At 72.4% G+C, this 18,522-nt stretch carries 15 protein-coding genes; 10 read left to right on the top strand and 5 right to left on the bottom strand.

Features of this window, described 5'->3' with window-relative positions; genetic code table 11:
- The first annotated feature begins 43 nt into the window (after positions 1–43).
- On the top strand, positions 44–280 hold the full coding sequence (locus tag ACQP00_RS02910; RefSeq protein WP_433213894.1) for a hypothetical protein: 237 nt from the start codon (positions 44–46) through the stop codon (positions 278–280).
- Between the two features lie 194 nt (positions 281–474).
- Here ACQP00_RS02910 and ACQP00_RS02905 read toward each other — a convergent pair whose 3' ends face one another.
- Positions 475–1,782 (bottom strand): hypothetical protein, encoded by a 1,308-nt coding sequence (locus ACQP00_RS02905; protein WP_433213891.1) that lies wholly within the window; start codon positions 1,780–1,782, stop codon positions 475–477.
- 433 nt (positions 1,783–2,215) lie between these two features.
- On the opposite strand from ACQP00_RS02905, the gene ACQP00_RS02900 reads away from it, so the two are divergent.
- On the top strand, positions 2,216–3,052 hold the full coding sequence (locus ACQP00_RS02900; RefSeq protein ID WP_433223660.1) for a PSP1 domain-containing protein: 837 nt from the start codon (positions 2,216–2,218) through the stop codon (positions 3,050–3,052).
- A gap of 147 nt (positions 3,053–3,199) precedes the next feature.
- Positions 3,200–3,817 carry a LuxR C-terminal-related transcriptional regulator gene (locus ACQP00_RS02895; RefSeq protein ID WP_433213888.1) on the top strand — a complete coding sequence of 206 codons (618 nt, stop codon included), beginning with the start codon at positions 3,200–3,202 and terminating at the stop codon, positions 3,815–3,817.
- Here ACQP00_RS02895 and ACQP00_RS02890 read toward each other — a convergent pair.
- The 3 genes from ACQP00_RS02890 to ACQP00_RS02880 all read right to left on the bottom strand — a co-directional run bounded on the left by ACQP00_RS02890 (position 3,795) and on the right by ACQP00_RS02880 (position 8,974).
- Positions 3,795–4,880, bottom strand: coding sequence for a cellulose binding domain-containing protein (locus ACQP00_RS02890; RefSeq protein WP_433213885.1), 1,086 nt, complete (start codon positions 4,878–4,880; stop codon positions 3,795–3,797). The genes ACQP00_RS02895 and ACQP00_RS02890 overlap by 23 nt on opposite strands.
- Positions 4,881–5,184: 304 nt before the next feature.
- Positions 5,185–6,375 carry a putative bifunctional diguanylate cyclase/phosphodiesterase gene (locus ACQP00_RS02885; RefSeq protein WP_433213882.1) on the bottom strand — a complete coding sequence of 397 codons (1,191 nt, stop codon included), beginning with the start codon at positions 6,373–6,375 and terminating at the stop codon, positions 5,185–5,187.
- Positions 6,368–8,974 (bottom strand): CHAT domain-containing protein, encoded by a 2,607-nt coding sequence (locus ACQP00_RS02880; RefSeq protein ID WP_433213879.1) that lies wholly within the window; start codon positions 8,972–8,974, stop codon positions 6,368–6,370. The genes ACQP00_RS02885 and ACQP00_RS02880 overlap by 8 nt, the downstream gene beginning before the upstream one ends.
- A gap of 68 nt (positions 8,975–9,042) precedes the next feature.
- On the opposite strand from ACQP00_RS02880, the gene ACQP00_RS02875 reads away from it, so the two are divergent.
- Positions 9,043–10,122 carry a S8 family peptidase gene (locus ACQP00_RS02875; protein ID WP_433213876.1) on the top strand — a complete coding sequence of 360 codons (1,080 nt, stop codon included), beginning with the start codon at positions 9,043–9,045 and terminating at the stop codon, positions 10,120–10,122.
- Between the two features lie 70 nt (positions 10,123–10,192).
- The gene (locus ACQP00_RS02870) at positions 10,193–11,032 is read left to right on the top strand and encodes a hypothetical protein (protein WP_433213873.1); all 840 of its coding nucleotides are present in this window, start codon (positions 10,193–10,195) and stop codon (positions 11,030–11,032) included.
- A gap of 54 nt (positions 11,033–11,086) precedes the next feature.
- Here ACQP00_RS02870 and ACQP00_RS02865 read toward each other — a convergent pair whose 3' ends face one another.
- Positions 11,087–11,350, bottom strand: a complete 264-nt coding sequence (locus tag ACQP00_RS02865; protein WP_433213870.1) for a hypothetical protein — start codon at positions 11,348–11,350, stop codon at positions 11,087–11,089.
- A 311-nt stretch (positions 11,351–11,661) separates the two neighbouring features.
- On the opposite strand from ACQP00_RS02865, the gene ACQP00_RS02860 reads away from it, so the two are divergent.
- From ACQP00_RS02860 to ACQP00_RS02840, 5 genes are read left to right on the top strand one after another with little or no spacing between them, the layout of a single operon-like run.
- Positions 11,662–13,632 (top strand): hypothetical protein, encoded by a 1,971-nt coding sequence (locus ACQP00_RS02860; RefSeq protein WP_433213868.1) that lies wholly within the window; start codon positions 11,662–11,664, stop codon positions 13,630–13,632.
- Entirely contained in the window at positions 13,632–16,490 is a 2,859-nt protein-coding gene (locus tag ACQP00_RS02855; protein WP_433213865.1) for an ATP-binding protein, read from the top strand. Before ACQP00_RS02860 ends, ACQP00_RS02855 begins: the two co-directional genes overlap by 1 nt.
- Complete coding sequence (locus tag ACQP00_RS02850) at positions 16,433–16,696, top strand: hypothetical protein (RefSeq protein ID WP_433213862.1); 264 nt, start codon at positions 16,433–16,435, stop codon at positions 16,694–16,696. Before ACQP00_RS02855 ends, ACQP00_RS02850 begins: the two co-directional genes overlap by 58 nt.
- A complete protein-coding gene (locus ACQP00_RS02845) occupies positions 16,696–18,006 on the top strand; it encodes a hypothetical protein (RefSeq protein ID WP_433213859.1) in 1,311 nt (436 codons plus the stop codon). Before ACQP00_RS02850 ends, ACQP00_RS02845 begins: the two co-directional genes overlap by 1 nt.
- Complete coding sequence (locus tag ACQP00_RS02840) at positions 18,003–18,509, top strand: hypothetical protein (RefSeq protein ID WP_433213856.1); 507 nt, start codon at positions 18,003–18,005, stop codon at positions 18,507–18,509. Before ACQP00_RS02845 ends, ACQP00_RS02840 begins: the two co-directional genes overlap by 4 nt.
- Positions 18,510–18,522: the final 13 nt, after the last annotated feature.

Below are 18,522 nucleotides of genomic sequence, written 5' to 3'. Positions count from 1 at the left end.
CGGCCGCCGCACCCCGCTCGGCCTTTTTTTGGAGCTGGTAGCGATGCTGGACGACGACGAAGAACTGAGCCCCGTGGTCTCGCTGGACCTGCGCGCCATCCACACCCAGCTGACCGAGGACGACGGCGACCCGATCCTGCTGATCGACGACGGCGACGTGCAGATCGAACTGACGTCAGGCATGAACGGCAGCTACGAGACCGCCATCATCGGCGCCCAGCGGGTCGCCTCGGCCGCACTGGAATTCGCCGCGATACTCCGCCGCCTGGTCCCGAGATAGTCCGCCGCTCCCTCCGCGCCGCCCCCACCACCAACCGTTCCTGGACTCCCAGGAGCGGCTTTCGTGTTTCGGAGCCACCGCGAACCAGCAACGGACGACGGCAGCCCTAGGCCCCGGGGTACGACAAAAAACGCCGCCCGGGCAGCCCTCCCGGAGGAAGGGCTGCACGGGCAGCGAAGGGGTTACGAGGGGTCTCAGACCGCCGACGACCGGCGGCGGGCAAGGACGACGAACATCCGCCCCGCGACGACCAGCAGCAGGCCCGCGCCGGCCACGATTGCCGTGGTTGAGCCGGTCACCGGGAGCGTGCCGCCGCCACCGCCGCCGGTGTCGCCGCTCACGCCGCCGTAGCCGCCCGAGTGTCCGCCTGTGCCGTAGCCGCCGGAGGAGGACGGGGCGGCCGCGGCGGCCTCGAGGGCGCAGACGCCCAGGTCGAGAATCGTGGTCTGGTCGGTCTGGTCGCCGTAGCCGCCGGACTTCCACTTGGTGCGCACGATCAGTTTGACGCGGACCGAGTATGCCTTGGCGTACAAGCCGGTCTTGCTCGTCTGCTTCTCGACCGAACCGAGCTCGACCCGCAGCACCACCGCGCGCGCCGGGTGGGTCGATTGTCCTTCGGTGTTGCGGACCGTGGACTCGCCGCCGCCGACCACCGGCAGGCCCGGGAGCAGGCCGGCCAGCAGCGACTCGGGGATGGCCGTGGCGCCGGCCACGGTGCCGGACAGGGCGCTCGTCGCGCCGCCCAGGAGGTCCAGCAGCGGCAGGCCGGCTACCGGCAGGTTCTCCGCGCGGCCGAGGTCTTCCGCCTCGGTGCGGGAGTTGCCGTCGACCGGGACGACGACGTCAATGTGCGAGCCGGCCGAATCGATCTTCATCGCGTCGCGGCCGGGGACGCGGACCTCCAGGACGGGGGCCTTGTAGTCGACGGTCTGCTTCGATGCGCTTGCCGCGACCTTCAGGGTCGGAGGGCTGATGACCCGCACACCCATCGCGGCCGGGGTGCCGGCGAGGAGGCTGAAGTCGGCGATGTCGCCGGTCGCGGTGGCCTGGGCGGCCGCCTTGCCCGCGACCTTGTCGACGCCGGTGTTGGTCGAGCTTTCGATGGCGCCGAAGCGCAGCAGGGCCTTGCCGCCGCGGCCGGGCAGGATGGACAGGCCGCCCAGGCGGGCGTCGGCGGTGGCGCGGGGGCCGGCCGACTCCGTGCACTGCGCGGCGTCCTTCCAGGTGGCGTGAGCGCTCAGGCCACCCGTGCCGACGGTGAGGGCGCCGAGGTTGACGCCTTGTACGGGTACCGTCGCCGCCTTTTCATGCGGTGGAGGAGCCTGCTGGTAGGCGCTCGGTCCGATGAGGCCGGGAGGCAGCACGCCGCTGCTCTGGATGTAGCGGGCGTCCGCCGCCGCGCGGGCCGGGCCGCCGGCGAATCCGGAGTGGGCGGTCGCGGCGCGAAGCTCGGGCAGCGGGGGCGTCTTGAGGCCGATGCCGCGCAGGTCGAGCCCGCCCACGGCCAGCGTGTTCGCGGCGGCGGTGGCGCCGAAGCCGTTCGGGCAGCCGGAGCTCTCCGCCGCGCCAGCCGAGGCGGGAGTCGCTAACGCGACCGGGCACGCTGCTCCGAGCAGCCCTGCGGCAGCGAGGGTGGCGAGGAGTCGGGCTGTTTTTGGGCGCGCTGAAGCTACAGGTGCCGTCATAGCGATGAGGTCCTCCGAGACCGGGAGTACGGGAAGCAAGCCCGTCAGGGCGTGCCACTGCTGCGCCCAACGAGGCCTTCCCGGCCGGAGTTACGCCCCTTTTTGCGGTCCCATCCGCACTAGTAACGACGAAAGGGTTGAGATAGGTACGGCGTCCCCCAAAAGTGTCGAGTCGGACTTTTCCCTACTTTTCCTGTCATCCGATCGCGGGCCGTAGGCGCCCGGCGTGACCCGCGTTACTGTGATCGCCATGGGCATGCTGTGCGCGGTGAGTTTCAATCGCTACGGACGGCTGTTCTACTTCGACCCGGGCGAGCTGCGCCCGCAGGTGGGCGACCGCGTGCTGGTGCCGACCGACGACGGGCCCGAGGTGGCCGAGTGCGTCTGGGCCGCCCAGTGGGTCACCGAGGAGACCGAGGGCTTCCCGCGCCTGGTCGCCATGGCCGGCGACGACGACCTGCGCCGCGACGAGCTGCTGCGCAAGCGCAAGGCCGAGGCCAAGGTCGCGGCGAAGCGGCTGATCCGCGACCACGAGCTGCCGATGAAGGTCGTCGCAGTAGATCACGTGCTGGACTCCGCGGGCGGGCAGGGCGCGCGGACGACCATCTACTTCACCGCACCCCATCGGGTGGATTTCCGTTCCCTGGTACGGGATCTGGGCGCGACCCTGCACTGCCGGGTGGAGCTGCGGCAGCTGTCCGCGCGTGATTCGGCCCGCGTCCAGGGCGGCATCGGCTCGTGCGGGCGCGACCTGTGCTGCGCCACGTTCCTCAACGACTTCGAGCCGGTCACCATCCGCATGGCCAAGGACCAGGACCTGCCGCTCAACCCGCTGCGCATCTCCGGCGCGTGCGGACGGCTCATGTGCTGCTTGAAGTACGAACATCCGTTGTACGCCCAGTTCCAGGCGACCGCCCCGGCCGTCGGAGCGCGGGTGAGCACCCCGGACGGCGAGGGCCGCGTGGTGGGCCACAGCGTTCCCCGCGACTCGGTCATCGTCCGCATGGACGCCGACGGTTCACGCTGTTCGTGCAGCCGGGCGTCGGTCTGCGGATCGCGCCAGGCCTACGAGGAGCGGCACGGCTAGGAACTGAACGCCCCCCGAACGCCACCGCGAGCCGTCATCGAGGGGCGCAACCGGAACTCCGCCGTGAGCTGACGTGAGAACGCGGCAGGGGCGGGCATGTTTCGGAACTCGTTGCCAACCGCGCGGGTCCGTGGTGTCGTGGCGCCCGTGACGAAAGTGCTGGTGATCAGCGGTACCGGGCACACGCTGGCCGAGCTGATCCGGCCCGTGGCGGACGGTGTGGAGGTGCGCCCGATCGTCGACGTGCTCGGGGGCACCACCCCGGCGGCGGACGTCGTCGTCCTGCACACGCTCGCACCGGTGCGCGAGCTGGCGGCGCTGGCGACCTTGCCGGGGCCACGCCCGCCGGTGCTCATCCTCGCCCACGCGATCGTGCCGGGCGACGTGCTCACCGCGCTGCGCTCGGGTGCCCGCAGCATTCTGGTCGAGGGGCAGTACACGCGCGCGGATCTGCTCGATGCGGTGACCGCGACGGCCGCCGGGCACAGCCGCCTGTCGCCGGGGCCGCTGTCGGTCGTCGTCGACCACGTGCAGAGCCGGCCGCCGGAGCATGGTGCCGGGCCGTTCCGCCAGCCGCTCACCCAGCGGGAGCTGGACATCATGGAGCTGCTCGCGGCGGGCGAACCGAACGCGGTGATCGCGGACCGGCTGGCCCTGGCCGAGAAGACCGTGCGCAACCGGGTGAGTCAGATCTACCTGAAGCTACAGGTGAACAACCGCACCGAGGCGATCGTGCACTGGCTCAGCCGCACGGGGAGCCGTTGACGGTGAAGCCCGCCGGGTTCGGATTGGTGCCCTGCCAGGTGCCCTGGATGCCGAAGGTGAGCGACCCGCCGGCCACCACCGACGGCTGGTCGCCGGTCGGGCGGACGGTGACCGCGGTCCCGCTCTGGGCGGCGATCGCGTTCCAGTAGCCGGTGACCTTCTGCCCGCTCGGGTAGTCGAAGCGCAGCGTCCAGCCCCGCAGCTCGGCCCCGGTCAGGTTGGTCAGGGTCACGTCGGCCACGAAGCCCGGGTTCCACTCGGAGCGCTTCACGTACGTGACCCGGCAGGTGCGCTGCTCGGCGGCGAGCGTGCCGGGCGGCGGGGTGGGCGGCGGCGCGGCCGGGCCGGTGCCGGTGGGCGCGACCGAATCCGACGGCCGCGCGGACGCGCCGCGCGACGCGGTGGCGGTCGGGTTCGCGGTCGAGGACGAGCGGCCGGGCCCGACCTCCGAGGCGGGCAGCGCGGTCGCCGGGCCGTGGGTCGCGTTCGGGTCGAAGGGCAACTGGCCGTCGTCGGTCGCGAGCGGCGTCGTGAGGCCGCCGGAGGTGCTGAAGGCGGCGATGACCACCAGCGGTACCGACGCAGCAGCCAATGCGGCCCCCAGCCGGACCCGCCACGTGGGCCCCGCGACCACCTTCGCGGCGAGAACAGCCGGGACGACGGCGGTGACCCTGGTTCCCTGACCCGGCCGCGACCAGACCGTCAGCTGCCCGCCACAGACTCGGGCCCGCTGCTGCATGCCGGCGATCCCGCGGTGCCCGGCCGGCCCGGACGCGAAGCCGACGCCGTCGTCGCGGACCTCCAGCAGGATGCCGTCGCCGTCGCGGCCGAGCGTGACCGCGACCGTTTCGGCGCGCGCGTGCGCGGCCACGTTGCGCAGCGACTCGCGCAGGATCCAGCACAGCTCGAGGCTTGCCCGCGGCGAGGTGTCGCCGGCCTCCTCCAGCCCGGCGCTGTGCAGGATGACGCCGATGCCGGTGCGCGCCGACCACTCCTCGGTGATCGCCGCGACCAGGTCGGGCAGGGGCGCCTCGGCCATCTCGAGCGTCTCGGGCAGCTCCACCGCCCGCCGTCCGCGCGCCGTCCAGCGGCGCCAGGCCCATATGGCGAGCGGTGGCAGTACCCCGGCGAGGACGACGGCGACCCGGGCCGCTGTCCCGTCGGCGAGGAACAGCAGGGCCGGCCCGGCGAGCGCACCCGGCCAGCCGAGCAGCGCCCCGGCGGCACACGCGGCCGCGATGAGCACGATCGCTCCGAGCAACCCCGGCAACCCGGGCAGAACGGACGCGGCCACCGCGGCCACGACGACGGCGGCGAGGGACACGCCGAGGCGGAGGCGAAGGTGGGCACCCATGGCCCGTGCAGTATCACACCTCCGGGCCCCAGACCTCCGCCTCGTATCGCGACAGATCGCCGGCCGGAAGCCATCGCTGCAGCTCAGCGGGGGTGAGCGGGCGGGCGAAGTGATAACCCTGGGCCTTGTGGCAGCCGAGCAGCGTCAGCTCGCGCGCCTGCGCCTCGTTCTCGACGCCCTCGGCGACGGTGTCCAGGTTCAGGATCTGCCCGAGGCGCAGCACGGCCTGCGCGACCGCGCCGCCGCGGGAGGTGCCGTCGAGCTCGGCCACGAAGAGCCGGTCGAGCTTGAGCACGTCGACCGGGAGGCGGGCGAGGTACCGCAGCGAGGAGTACCCGGTGCCGAAGTCGTCCAGCGCGATGCGAATGCCCGCGTTGCTCAGCACGGCCAGCTGCGCGACGGAGGCCGGCGCGCCGATGACCGCGCCCTCGGTCACTTCGAGCACCAGGTTGCCGGGGAAGAAGCCGGTCCGGTCGAGCACGCGCAGGACCTCGGCGGCGAAGCCGTCGTCGTCGAGCTGGCGCGGCGAGACGTTCACGTTGAGCTGGAGGGCCGGCATCCGCCGCTGCCAGCGCGCGGCCTGGGTGGAGGCCTCCTGCAGCACCCAGCGCCCGATCTCGCCGATCAGCCCGACGCGCTCGGCGAGCGGCACGAACGCGTCTGGTTCGAGCGTGCCGCGTTCCGGATGCGCCCAGCGGACCAGCGCCTCCACGCCGGTCAGCTCAGCGTCGGGAAGGGCCACGATCGGCTGGTACAAGAGCCGCAGTTGGTCCTTTGTGGTCGCCTCCCGCAGCGCCTCGGCGAGCGGGGTGGTCGCCGTCGGGTCCGGCTCGTAGCAGGCCCAGGGCGCCCCGTCGGGCCGGCTGCGCGCCTCCTGCAGGGCGAGGGCGGCCCGGTTGAGCAGGTCGTCGGCCCCGTACTCGCCGGGCGCGGCCACCGCGATGCCGATCCGCGCGGGTCCGGCCACGGCGATGCGCCGCGCGACCGCCTCGGCATTGTCGACGCTGCGGATGTCCTGGAGGACGGCCGCGTACTCGTCGCCGAACCGGCCGATCGGATCGTCGCGCAGCACGCTGCGGCGGATGAGCTCGCCGAACCCGTCCCGCGCCGCGCCGTCGGCCCCTTCGAGCCCGACGAGGAGCACCGCGGTGCTGCGCCCCTCGCTCGCGCCCCGACTGAGCGCGGCGGCCACGGCCTCACGCATTCCGCCGTCCCGATTCCACCCCGGCCCAATCGACCGACGCGCCCCGAACCTGACGAAAACCGGCGCCGATGCAGATGAAACTCGCGGCGGACCGCGCGTCCGCGAGCGCGACCTGCGCATCGGCGAGCGCCTCGGCCGGCGTGCGGCCACCGGCCAGGCCCTCGTGGAAGGCGAGCATGAGCGCGTGGGTGCTCGCATCCGGCACCGGCAGCACCGGCGCGATCAGCTGCGCGGCCCCGCGGGCGAGAAACGCCACCCCGAGCCCCATCAGCTCGTCGCCGGCGCGCACGACCGGCCGCCCGCCGTCGCAGGCGGCCAGCACGAGCGTGTGCGGCACGCGCGGCAGCCGCTCGATGTCGTACACCATGAGCGGCCCGTCGGCGAGCGCGATCGCCGAGAACAGCGGGTTCTCCGCCGACAGCCGTCCGTGCGCGGCCAGGTGCGCGAGCCCGGCGGTGCCCAGCGCGGCCAGCGTCGCCGCCACGGTCGCCTCGGCGCCGGTCAGCGCGACCCCGCCGTGCCGCGCCGCGACCGCCACCGCCTCGGGTCCGGCCGCGGCCAGCCCGGGCCCGGCCACCGCGACCACGGGTCCGTCGTCCGCGACCCGGGCCTGCGCCCGCAGCCACAGCGTCGCCGACGGCGCCACGGTGATCGGCCGCCCCGCGCACGAGGGCAGCAGCGACCACGGCAGCGAGTGCAATGGCCCGGTCGGCACCACGACCAGCGGCCGGTCGCCGAGCCCGAGCGATCCGAGCAGCAGCGCGTCGAGCCGGGCGGCGGCGTCGGCGAGCAGCGCGGCCGCCGCGGGCCGGGCCAGCCGGCTCACCGCGAACGCGACCCGATCGACGAGGTCCCCCACGTCCGCGCGGCCGAGTTCGTGCACCCGGGCCCGCCCGTCGACGACGGTGATCGCATAAAGAGCCCCATTGCGCCGGGTGTACTCGACCAGCCCGCACTCCCCCAGCGCCACCCCGAGTTCGGCGACCGAGGCCGGCCGCCCCGCCAAGGTGCCGGACCCGCCGTCGAGGTGCCGGCTGCGATCCCGGATCCGCCGCTCCAGCACCGCCTGCCGGGCCGGGGACGGCCGGTCGGCGTGCATGACCGCGCGCAGCCGGGCGAGCAACTCGGTCAGCAGGGGATCGTCGGGCGGGCGGACCGGGGTGGCCGGCAGCCGGCTGGCCCGGGCCCGCTCCGAGAACTCCAGCAGCGTCGCCGGCCGCCCGGTCGCGAACGCCGTCTCCAGCCCGAGCGCGGCCAGGTCGGCCCGGTGCGCGGCGGCGTGCACCCGCAGGTCGGTGGCGCCCATCGCGGCCCCGTGCTCGTCCAGGATGCGCAGGCCCGCCCGGGTCGCGGCCAGCGTGCCGGCGGTATCGCCGCGCGCCTGGTGCTGCCGCGCCCGCGCGTACCACCCGCGCGCCCGCACCAGCGCCGGCCCTCGACTTCGCGTGGCCGCGGCGGCCCGGGCGAGGTACGGCGCCCCGTCGGCGGCGAGCCGGGCGGCGACGAGGGCGGCGTCCGTGGCCGCACCCGGCCAGCCGGCGGTCGCGAGCGTGGCCAGCATCGCGTCGAGCACGGCGACCGGCACCCGCGGGCGGCCCCCACCGGCCAGCCGGGCGCGCAGGCCGCCGAGCCGGGCGAGCTCGGCGTACGCGGGCCGGTCCTGGGCCCGGAACGCCCGCCGCGCCGCGTCCGCGTGCCGCCCGGCCGCCGCCGGATTCCCGGCCAGCAGCTCGGCCTGGGCCAGCAACAGCTGCACCTCGGGCACCTTGAGATGCCGGTGCTCGCGCCGGTACGTGGTGACCGCCCGCGCCGCCGCCTGCCCCGCCTCGGCGGTCAGCCCGACCGTCAGCAGCAGCTCGGCCCGATCCTGGTGCAGGGTCCCGAGCTGGGCCCCGTGCGCGCCGATGATCCGCTCGGCCCGGTCCAGGTGCCGCAGCGCCGCCGGCACGTCCCCGCGCAGGGTCTCCATCAGGCCGAGGTTGTTCGCGATGAGCCCGATGGTCAGCGGCCGCTCGAGCTCCCGGGCGAGCTGCTCGGCCTCACCCAGATCCCGCTCGGCCGCGGCGAACGCGTGCCGGTCGGCGTGCACGAGCGCACGATTGATGAGCATCCGTTGTACGCCGAGCAGGTCCGCCTCCCGCCGCAGGACCCGCAGGGCGACGTCGTACTCGCCCAGCGCCTCGTCCAGCCGCCCCATGTTGTGCAGCACGATCCCGCGCTGCGCCCGCGCCCGCGCGGCCGGCACCCCGTCGAGGTCGGGCAGGGCCGCGTCGATCTCGCGCAGCGCCGCCTGGGGCCGCCCGCGCTGGAGCACGGCGAAGGCGAGCTTGTGCCGGGCCTCGGCGGTCAGCTGGGGCGAGCCGGCCCGGGTGCCCCAGGCGGCGGCGCGGCCCAGGTGCCGTACCGCGCCGGCGAGATCCCCCTTGTGCAGCAACGCATGGCCCCAGGCCCGCTCGGCGGTCGACGCGGCCGCCGCGTGCCCGGCCCGAATCGCCGCGCGGGCGGCCCGCTCGGCCAGCGGAAGCCCGCTGCCGGGGTCGCGGTCGACCGCCGCGAGGGCCGCGCCCGCGCGCTCCAGCAGCCCGTCCGGGTGTATCACCGGCCCGGTTGGCGACTCTGGTCCGTATTCGGACAGCTGGACCTCCCGTGTGAAAGGACACTGGCGCCATGGTGGACAACCCGGATGAGCTCGTCGTCGATCTCCTGCACCTCAAGGTCGTCGAGGACATGCTGAAACGTCTGGACATCCCGTACAACCCGATTGCCGATGACGACCGGGACGAGCGACTCGGCCTGGCCCTCGTTCGGGGGATCGCGTCCATGGACGTCGGCGAGGCCCTGGCCCTGCTGCGCCAGCGCTGCGCGGCCGAGCGGGACGGCTGGACGCCGACGATCGGGCGCAACCGCGACGTGGAGGCGGTCGTCGGCGAGAGCCACAAGCCGATGGACGGCGGCCCGCCCGGCTTCGTCGAGGGCCCGGTGACCATCGTCCCGCTCGGCGACCCGGTCGACGAGCACTCCGGCCGGGGCGTGCGCGTCGGCGTCATCGACACCAAGCCGGCGGCGCCCGGGACCGAGCCGGTGCCGTACCGCTCCGGCCACGCGATCTTCGTGAAGAGCCTGATCCGGGCGTACGCGCCGGGGGCCGAGATCGTCGAGCTCCCGCTGCTCGACCCGGTCACCGCCCGGGCCACCTCGTGGGACACCGCCCGCGCGATCATGGACCTGGCGACCGATCCGCAGAAGCCGCTGGACATCCTCAACCTCTCCCTCGGCTGCTACACCCTGGCCGGCGGCCCGCCGCTGGTCATCGCGCGCGCGATCGAGCGGATCGGCGCGCGCGTGCTGGTGGTGGCGGCGGCCGGCAACCACGGCCTGTTCGAGACCCTCACCAAGGGCCGCGACAAGCACTCGGCGACCTGGCCGGCCGCGATCCCGCCGGTGATCGCCGTGGGAGCGGTCGACGGCGACGGCGCCGTGCCGGACTGGAGCCCGCATCTGCCGTGGGTGCGGTACGCCGCGCCGGGGGTGGAAATCGTGGCCGAGTACCTGAACGAGACCGAGGTCGAACACCCCGAGGGCCGGCAGAAGTTCACCGGCGCGGCCAGCTGGAGCGGCACCTCCTTCGCGGCCGCCATCGCGTCCGGGGCCATCGCCGCGCGCACGGTTCCCGGCTCGGTCACACCGCTGGCGGCGCTGGACAAGATGACCGGCCCGGACGGCGGCGGACCGGTGCGCCGACTGTAAGAAGCCCGACCGCATCACGGCTCCTCCTCGTGCATCTGCCCTGTGTACGCAACACGAGGAGGAGCCGGTTATGGCATGGAGAGCGGCAAAGTCCATCCTCGCCCTGTTCGAGCAGCTGCAGCGGGCCGCGCCGCGAGCCGTCCCGCCCGGCACGGACCCCAAGTCGTGGGGCACGGTGGGCAACGACCTGCACGACGAGACCAGCGACCACTCGCCGCACGATTTCCCCGGCTGGGGCGACAACATCGTGACGGCCGGGGACTTCCCGAACGTCCCCGGGCTCGGACTGGACGCGCGCAAGGTGCTCGACGACATCCGGCGGGCCCGGGACCCGCGGGCGAAGTACGGCATCAGCAACGACGAGATCTTCAGCAACCACGACGTCAACCAGGACGGCAAGCACTACCCGGCCTGGACCTGGCGGCCGTACCTGCCGCACGACCCCGACCGCGACCAGCACCGCGAGCACGGGCACCTGTCCGTGGTCGGCGACCAGCGCGCGGACGGCACCCAGGCGTGGCCGACCCTCGGCGGCCTGCGGGCATTCGATGAGGAGGAAGAGATGGGCGCATCATTCGGACCAATCCAGCTCGAGGCCACCCAGACGTCACTGACCATCCCGCCGGTACAGGCCGGCCTCGCCGACCCGCGCAAGGTCTGGCTCAACGTCGGCGCCGACAGCGGCAACGACGCCTACGCGCTGCGCATCTGGGGCAGCAAGGGCGAGGGCAACTGGTTCCCGGTCGACACCGGCGGCAGCCGCGACGGCATCCACACCCTCAAGTCGGGCGTGGTGCTCTCGATCGAGCTGACCAAGGGCCTGCGCGTGCTCTCGGTGACCCGCATGCCGATCGAGGCCGGCCGCCCGCCGTTCGCGGGGTCGATCTCGGCCTGCTTCGAGCGGGCCTGACGTCCGTATGGAAAGGGCCCGGGAACTGAGTCCCGGGCTCTTTTCGCTGGGCGCTCAGCGCTCGACCCGGCCGGTCCCGCCGCAGATCTCGCACTGCGTCTGCGGCGCCGACTCATCGACGAAGCCCTCGCCGTCGAAATCGAGCGTTCGCCGGCTGCGATCCACCCACCCGCGCCCGCGGCAGTTGATACAAACCGCCGAGATCGGTTGATCCGGGGATCGGCGGAAGAAACGGCGGTCATCGAGACGGCCGCGGACCGCATAACCCGCGACCGCCAGCACCGCCAGAAGGCAGACGCCACCGCAGATCCATTCCATGCCGGCGCATCCCTCCGCTCATCCGCGTGCCGGATCGAACTTAACCGCCGACTGACACGGAAACCGTCCGCCGTTCGGAGCACCCCCATCACCTGGCGGGCCGCCGTATCGACACTGACGGCCGGTGAGCCGTCCGGTCGGCTGCCCGCACTCCGGATGATCGAGCATTCCTTGTACCAAATACGTTGAGTGCTCTTCTGTGATCTTAACGTAGCTGATTCACTTGCGTCGGGACAGGCGTCGACATCCGACGATTCGGGTCGTACCCGTTCCATGATCTGTCCGGAGGGCCGGAAGGACGTCTCGACACAATGAGCGAAGCGAATATCGAACCGAGCCCGCTCACGCGGTTGGCCGTTCCTGGCGAACGGTTCGGATGGATCTTCCGCGACCGGAATCTTTTCCGGCGCCGGTTCACCGAACCGCCGCCCGAGCCGATTCCGGTGCCGCTCGCGCTCGTCGAAGCCGCACGCAATGCCAAGCTGCGTATGACGAATCGGATCGTCATCGCCGTCGGCGTCACGCTCGGCGCCGTCATCCTGTTCGCCTGCTGCGGCGGCGCGACCAACAGTGCCGCTTTCGGCGTACTGGCGGCGATCGCATTCATCGCCGGTGGTGGCATCGTGGCCCTCATCGTCTACTCGGCCGGCCAGGCCGAGGGGGCGCTCCAGCGCAAGACCGACGAGCTCCGGGCCGCGTACCAGCAGGCGTACGGACAGTGGGACGCCCGCCGGCAGGCCCACGAGCACGGCCAACAGCAGATGATCAGCGGGATGCTCGAGTGGGGCGCCGCGACGCCGTCGCCAGGCACTCGCCGGGTTGACGTCTTCGGCGGCACCACCTGGGGCTGGGAAGCCGTGCTGACCATCTTCGGCGGCTCGTTGCTGAGCACCCACGGTTCGATGGTCGTCGTCGACTTCAGCGGCGAAACACTGTGCGGCGAGCTCGCCGACCTGGCGCGCCAGGTCGGCTCTTCGGTCGACATGCGGCACATCCCGTCGCAGCTCGCCGAGGTCGACCTGCTGGCCGGGCTCGGCAAGCAACAGCTCATCGACAGCCTCGTGGAAGCGATGCACGGCGATTCCACCACCGGCAGCCGGGCCGACCGTGTGCAGGACAGCATGCTGCTCCACGAGATCTGCGAGGAACTCGGGGACGACGTCACCATCGGCAGGCTCATCGCAGGCCTTCGGGTGATCACAGACCGGTCCGGCGGCCCCGCGCTCACCCTCGCAGAGGCCGACCGGATTCGCGACTCGATGCCCGATGAGACCCGCCGGCAGCTGCACGGCAACGTACGGCGGATCGAGGCCTTCCTGCGCCCGCTCGGCGCGATGGGCACCGCGATCCGCCCAGCCACCCCATCCGCCATGACCATCCTGGCGACGGACCGGGATGGCCGGTCGGCCCAGAACGAGCTGCTGAAGGATCTCGTCGTGCAGTGGCTCACCCACTGGGTCGGCAGTGGTCAGGGCAAGGTCGGCTCGCTGATCGTGGTCGGGGCCGACGAGATCGACCACCGGCACGTCGAGAAACTCGGCACGCTCTGCGAGCGGCAGGGCATCCGGCTCGTGGTGATGTTCGAGCACCTGCGCGAGTCGTCGTTGCATGCGATCGGAGGCGGCGAGGTCGCGTTCATGCGCTTGGCCAACCACGACGAGGCCCGGCAGGCGGCCGAGTTCATCGGCAAACAGCACAAATTCGTGCTCAGCCAGCTCACGCGCACCCTGGGCGGCAATGAGACGCATTCCGTCGCCGATACCGAGGGCTACTCGACCAGCGAGAGCCAGACCTCGGGGTGGTCCAGCGGACACGGTCACAGCAGCCGCAGCCGGAGCCGGACGTGGACCAACACGTACAACTGGAGCCAGACGGTCACCAATGCCGAGGGCACGACGTGGTCCGACGCGGCCTCCGCGCAACGCGTCTACGAATACGCGGTCGAGCCGCGCGTTCTCCAGGATCTGCCCGACTACGCGATGCTGCTGGTCAAGTCCCACGACCGCGGTTCCACCCTGCAGGCCGTCGAGTGCGACCCGGCCATCGTCATGCTGCCCCGGCTGAGCATGCAGCCACTGCCGCCGATGGCGTTGCCGCATCAGCACGAGGCGGTGCATCCGGTCTCCGGTCTGCCGAACGAGGCGACCATCTCACAGCCGGTCACGATCGCGCCCCAACCGGTGTCGCCAGGCGCGGCCGCCGCGAACACCATTCCGGGCTGGGGCGGCGCACCTGGGCAATCCGGACCGTACCCACAACACGGACCGGGCTGGCGGCGCTGATGGGCGGTGCCGCGGCTCTGTACGACTGGCTCGCCCAGGTCGCGGGCGTCCGGGTGGTCGAGTTGCCCCGCCGGGCACCGGCGAAGGCTGAGGGACGCCCGATCGACCTGGGCCAGCAGCAGCGACTCGCCGCCGTCACAGCGATCTACCACGCGGCCGGGGCGGACACCGGCGCGCCGCTGGCCCTGGGCTGGGCGCGCAACGGCGCCACGAACGCGGTACACGTCTTCACCGCCGGCGGCATCATCGGCGCCGCCGGCAGCGACGGCCGACGGCCGCTGAGCCTGCCGCCGGGGGCAACCGGCCTGGCCCGCGAGGGTGGCGCGCTGTTGCGGATGCTCGCCGCGATGCCGCACTGGACGCGAGTTTCCGGCATAGCGGACGGGCTGCTCGTGGAGGACGGGATGTACCGGCCGGACGACCTGCGTCCGACGCTCGACGAGTGCCTCCTGCGCGTCTGGCATGCCGAGTTCGCCTGGCTGCTGCTGGCCGAACCCGTACCCATGGCCGAGATCGACGCGGCGGCCCGCAGCGTCGCCGCCGACGAGCGTGACGCGCGCACGCGAGCCGGATCGCCGGAGCACGCGGTGCGCGCCGAGCGGCTCGCACTCCGGCACCGCGAGCTACGCCAGGGCGAGTCCGGCGGCATGTGGCGAGTGCATCTGCTCGCCGGGGCAGCAACCCCGGCCGGCGCCGCCGCGGTCGCCGGACTGCTCTGTGCGTCGGCCGACCTCAGCCGGTTGCCGTACGCGCTGATACCCAGTGGCATCGTGACCGACCTCGCGTCGGCCCTCGACGGATCGCCGCTGGTCGCGAGCTCGGCACTCGTCGCGGCGCTCGCCGTGACGCCGGTCGAGGAAATTCCGGGGGTCCGGCTCGCGGTCCGCTCGGAGTTCGACGTGACCCCGGAGATGCCGGCCCCGACCTCCCCGCGGCCCGGCTCGGCCGCGGTGGGCGTCCGGCTGGGCCAGGTCCTCGACCACGACGGTCGGCCCGGCGAGGACCTGCACATCGGTACGGCGAGCCTCAATCGGCACACGTTCGTGTCGGGCGCGACCGGCGCCGGCAAGTCACAGACCGTGCGCCACCTGCTCGAGGAGACCACCCGCGTCGGCGTGCCGTGGCTTGTCGTCGAGCCGGCCAAGGCGGAGTACCGCCAGATGGCCGACCGGATCGGCGGCGAACGGGTCATCGTGATCCGGCCCGGAGACCGCGATGCTCCACCGGCCGGATTCAATCCGCTCGAACCGGCCGCCGCCGACTTTCCACTGCAGACCCACATCGACCTCGCGCGCTCGCTGTTCCTGGCCGCTTTCGACGCCGAGGAGCCGTTTCCGCAAGTGCTCAGCGCGGCCCTGACGCGGTGCTACGAGGACCTGGGCTGGGACCTCGTGCTCGGTGGCCCGAGGGTGCCGGGCAGCCGGCCCCGGTATCCGACGCTCGGAGATCTGCAGCAGACCGCAGAGTTGGTCGTCGAGCAGATCGGCTACGGACGCGAAGTGACCGACAACGTCCGCGGCTTCATCCGGGTCCGGCTGGCCAGTCTGCGGCTCGGCACGACCGGACGGTTCTTCGAGGGCGGTCATCCCCTGTCCGTCCAGCAGTTGCTCGCGCACAACGTGGTCTTCGAGATCGAGGATGTCGGGGACGACCGGGACAAGGCGTTCCTCATGGGCGGGCTGCTCATCCAGCTTGTCGAGCACCTGCGGACGATCGGCCGGCAGCAGCCGGACCTGAGCCGGCTCGGCCTGCGCCACCTCAGCGTCTTCGAGGAGGCGCACCGGCTGCTGCGCCGGGCCGAGCGGGCCGGACCGGCCGCACACGCCGTCGAGCTGTTCGCCGCGCTGCTGGCCGAAATGCGGGCCTACGGCGAGGGGCTCGTGATCGCCGAGCAGATACCCAGCAAGCTCATCGCTGACGTCATCAAGAACACCGCGGTGAAGGTGATGCACCGGCTCCCGGCCGAGGACGACCGCAAGGCCGTCGGCGCGACGGTCAACCTGACTGACCCGCAGTCGAAGTTCGTGGTGACGCTTCCACCCGGCACGGGCGCCGTGTTCGCCGACGGCATGGATCAGCCGGTGCTTGTCCGGATGCCCGACGGCAGCTCTCGCGAACAGGGCGGCGTGACCGCGACCGCCGCTGTCGGCCCATTGATCGGTCGGCGCAGCGGGACCTGTGGAGGTACCTGCGCGGCGGACGCCTGCACACTCCGCGACATGCGCACCGCCCAGCTGTATCTCGCCGAGCACCCATGGCTTCCGCTGTGGGCGGAGCTCGCGGTGCTCGGACATCTGACCGGCTGGCCGGTGCCCGCGCTGCGGGCGGCCCACATCCGCGCCCTGCTCGACCTGCCGGATCGGCTTCGCGAGTGCGCCTTGTCGCATGCCGTCGACGAGGCGGTCGCGGCCCGTTCTTCAGTGCTGTCCGCGACCGCCGGCCCGGATCGGCTGGGACGGCACGTGTTGCGGGCGCTCGACGGATATCTGCACGGCGTGGTCCGCTGCGAGGACGACGAGACCTGGAGTCTGGCCAAGCCGTACCGCTGGGCCCGCCTGTGGGACGACCTGCGGGCCGCCGACCGCGCCGGGGCGACTGGACGTGATCCCCGCAGCGCCGAGTGGGCGGCCCGGTACGGCCGTACCGTCCCCGGCGACGACGTCTCCGCCCAGCTGGCCGAGGTGTCCCGCTGGTTCGACGCGGATCTGCGCGACCCCGCGGTCAACCGACGGGTGGCGCTCGGGGTCCATGCCCCGTCGGCACTGGAGCGTTCAACCGCGGCTTCGTCGAGTCCACCCGCATGGCGGGCGACGCGCTCAAGCAGACCCATCCCCTGCCCGGCGCGGCGCTGGGCTTGAGCGCCAACATCATGGAGGCCGTCAACGCCCGAAGCACCTCGGAGCGCGGCGAAACCGTGATCAAGCAGGGCCTCGGCCTGGTCACTCCGGAGCATGACCCGGCGAGCAAGGCGGCCGTCGACCAAGCGGCCGGCTATGTGGGCATGGTGCTGGAGCAACGGCACGGTGGCGGTGGCGAGGACTCCCAAGGCCCGCTGACCCGCTGATGGCCGAGTCCGTCCGGGAGAACCGTCCGCCCGAGCCGCCGCCGAAGCCACCCGAGGTGGTGAAGCCGATCGAGCACCGCGCGAGCGGCGCCCGGTCGGACTCGGCCGGCACGGCGTCACACGCTGACGCCCAGCGGCAGACCGGCAATGCCGTCCGCGACGAACATGCCAAGGCCGCTGCGCCGGTCGACGGTTCGCTCCGTCCGTCGCCGGAATTCCAGGCGAAGCTCGACGACTTCAAGGCCGCCAAGGCCGCCAAAGGCAACGGCCCCGCACCGGGCGACGGCTCCCTCCGGCCCACTCCCGAGTTTCAGCAACGGCTGGACGCGCATCAGGCGGCGAAGGCCCAACGCGACACGCCAACCGGGCCGCCCGGTGAGCGCGCCGCGGCCCACGAGCGCACCGGCAAGGTCGCGACCGCCGAATTCGTCAAGGCGACCGCGCCGGCCGGGTCGAACTCCAGAATCGGTGAGGAGGCCCTCCATCCCGCGGCCGACCAGTCCCGGCAGAGCGTTCAAGGCGCCGGCGAGCAGGCGCGGCCACCCGCTCGGCCGGGTGACAACGCGCTGCCTTCCTGGGCCGTGCCGACCGACACGACGCAACGGACCGGCCTCGACACCCCCGGGACCGGCAACCTTCCGCGGCAGAGCACCGGCGAGCACGACACCTCTGGTCAGAAGGCCGTCGATCAGCATTCGACCGGCAAAGACGCCCTCCCGAGCTGGGCAGTCCCCGGCGACGGAGGAAGCGGGCCGGCGTCTGGCGAGAACCCGCAGAAAGCTCATGTCACCGACGCGGCCAAAGCCGCCGACCAGCCGTCCGCAACACCGCGAGCGGATTCGTTGCGCGAAAAGCAGCCGGACAACATACCCGGCCCGGTCTGGGATCGCATCTGCAACGGCGTCGCCTTCAACGAGCAGCGAGAACCGCTTTACCAGGAACGTGGCGGCGCAAACGAGATCACGCTCGAGAATGGCAAGCGGCTCGACTCGTACGTGCCCGGCGACGAGATCGTGTCGCGTAAATTCAGCCAACTGGATCAAGTCGACCCGGCGACCGCTGCCGGTTATGTACGTGAGGTGGCCAACAAGTACAGCCCCGAGCAGGTGATCGCCGATACACCCAAGAATCGTGAGAAGATCCCGGACCAGATCGGGCAGAACCTTCGGGGCGTCATGGTGCTGGAGATTCCCCCACAGGACTCCGGGAGCGTTCCCCGGGAAGCCATCGCCGCCGCCTGGGCGAACAATGTCACAATCAGAGACACCGACGGAAAGTCCTACATGCAACCGCTTGGAGCCTTGACGTGACGGTTTCGTATTGTCGCCGCTGGAACACCTTGTTGCATGCTCCGATCGAGCCGATGACGGAGGAGGAGGCTCGGGCGGCAGATGCCGCCGGCACCCTCTATTGTGCCGTCGTCGGCGGCCCGCACGAGGTCGACGCGGTCGTCGAGGTCGTGCGCGGGCATGGTTATTTCGGCGTGTACTTCTTCGACGCCCACGAGCGGCAGAAGACGAAGTTCGAGTTCAGCCGGCGTCCCGGTGGAGGCCTCTTCCTCAAAGCGGTCATCGCCTGGCAGTACCCGGACGATCAGCCGCGCCGGCAGATCAACGAGTCCTCCCGCATCGACGAAGTCCAGTACCAGCCCGACGGCGTCGTGCGGCACATCGTCCGTGACAAGATCGCCGACGAGAAGACGACCACCGACTTCCAGGACGTGCCGCTGGACATCAACGGTGAGCCCGAGCCGGCCTTCGGAGACTGGGCGTCCATCGCGCGCTTCGACCGCGCCCCCAAGCCGGCCGCCTGACTCACGGGCGACC

The sequence above is a fragment of the Dactylosporangium sp. CS-047395 genome (assembly GCF_050942185.1).
Taxonomy (GTDB): Bacteria; Actinomycetota; Actinomycetes; order Mycobacteriales; family Micromonosporaceae; genus Dactylosporangium.
The sequence above is the reverse complement of the archived record's forward strand: the minus strand, read 5'-3'. Positions and strand labels throughout refer to the sequence as shown.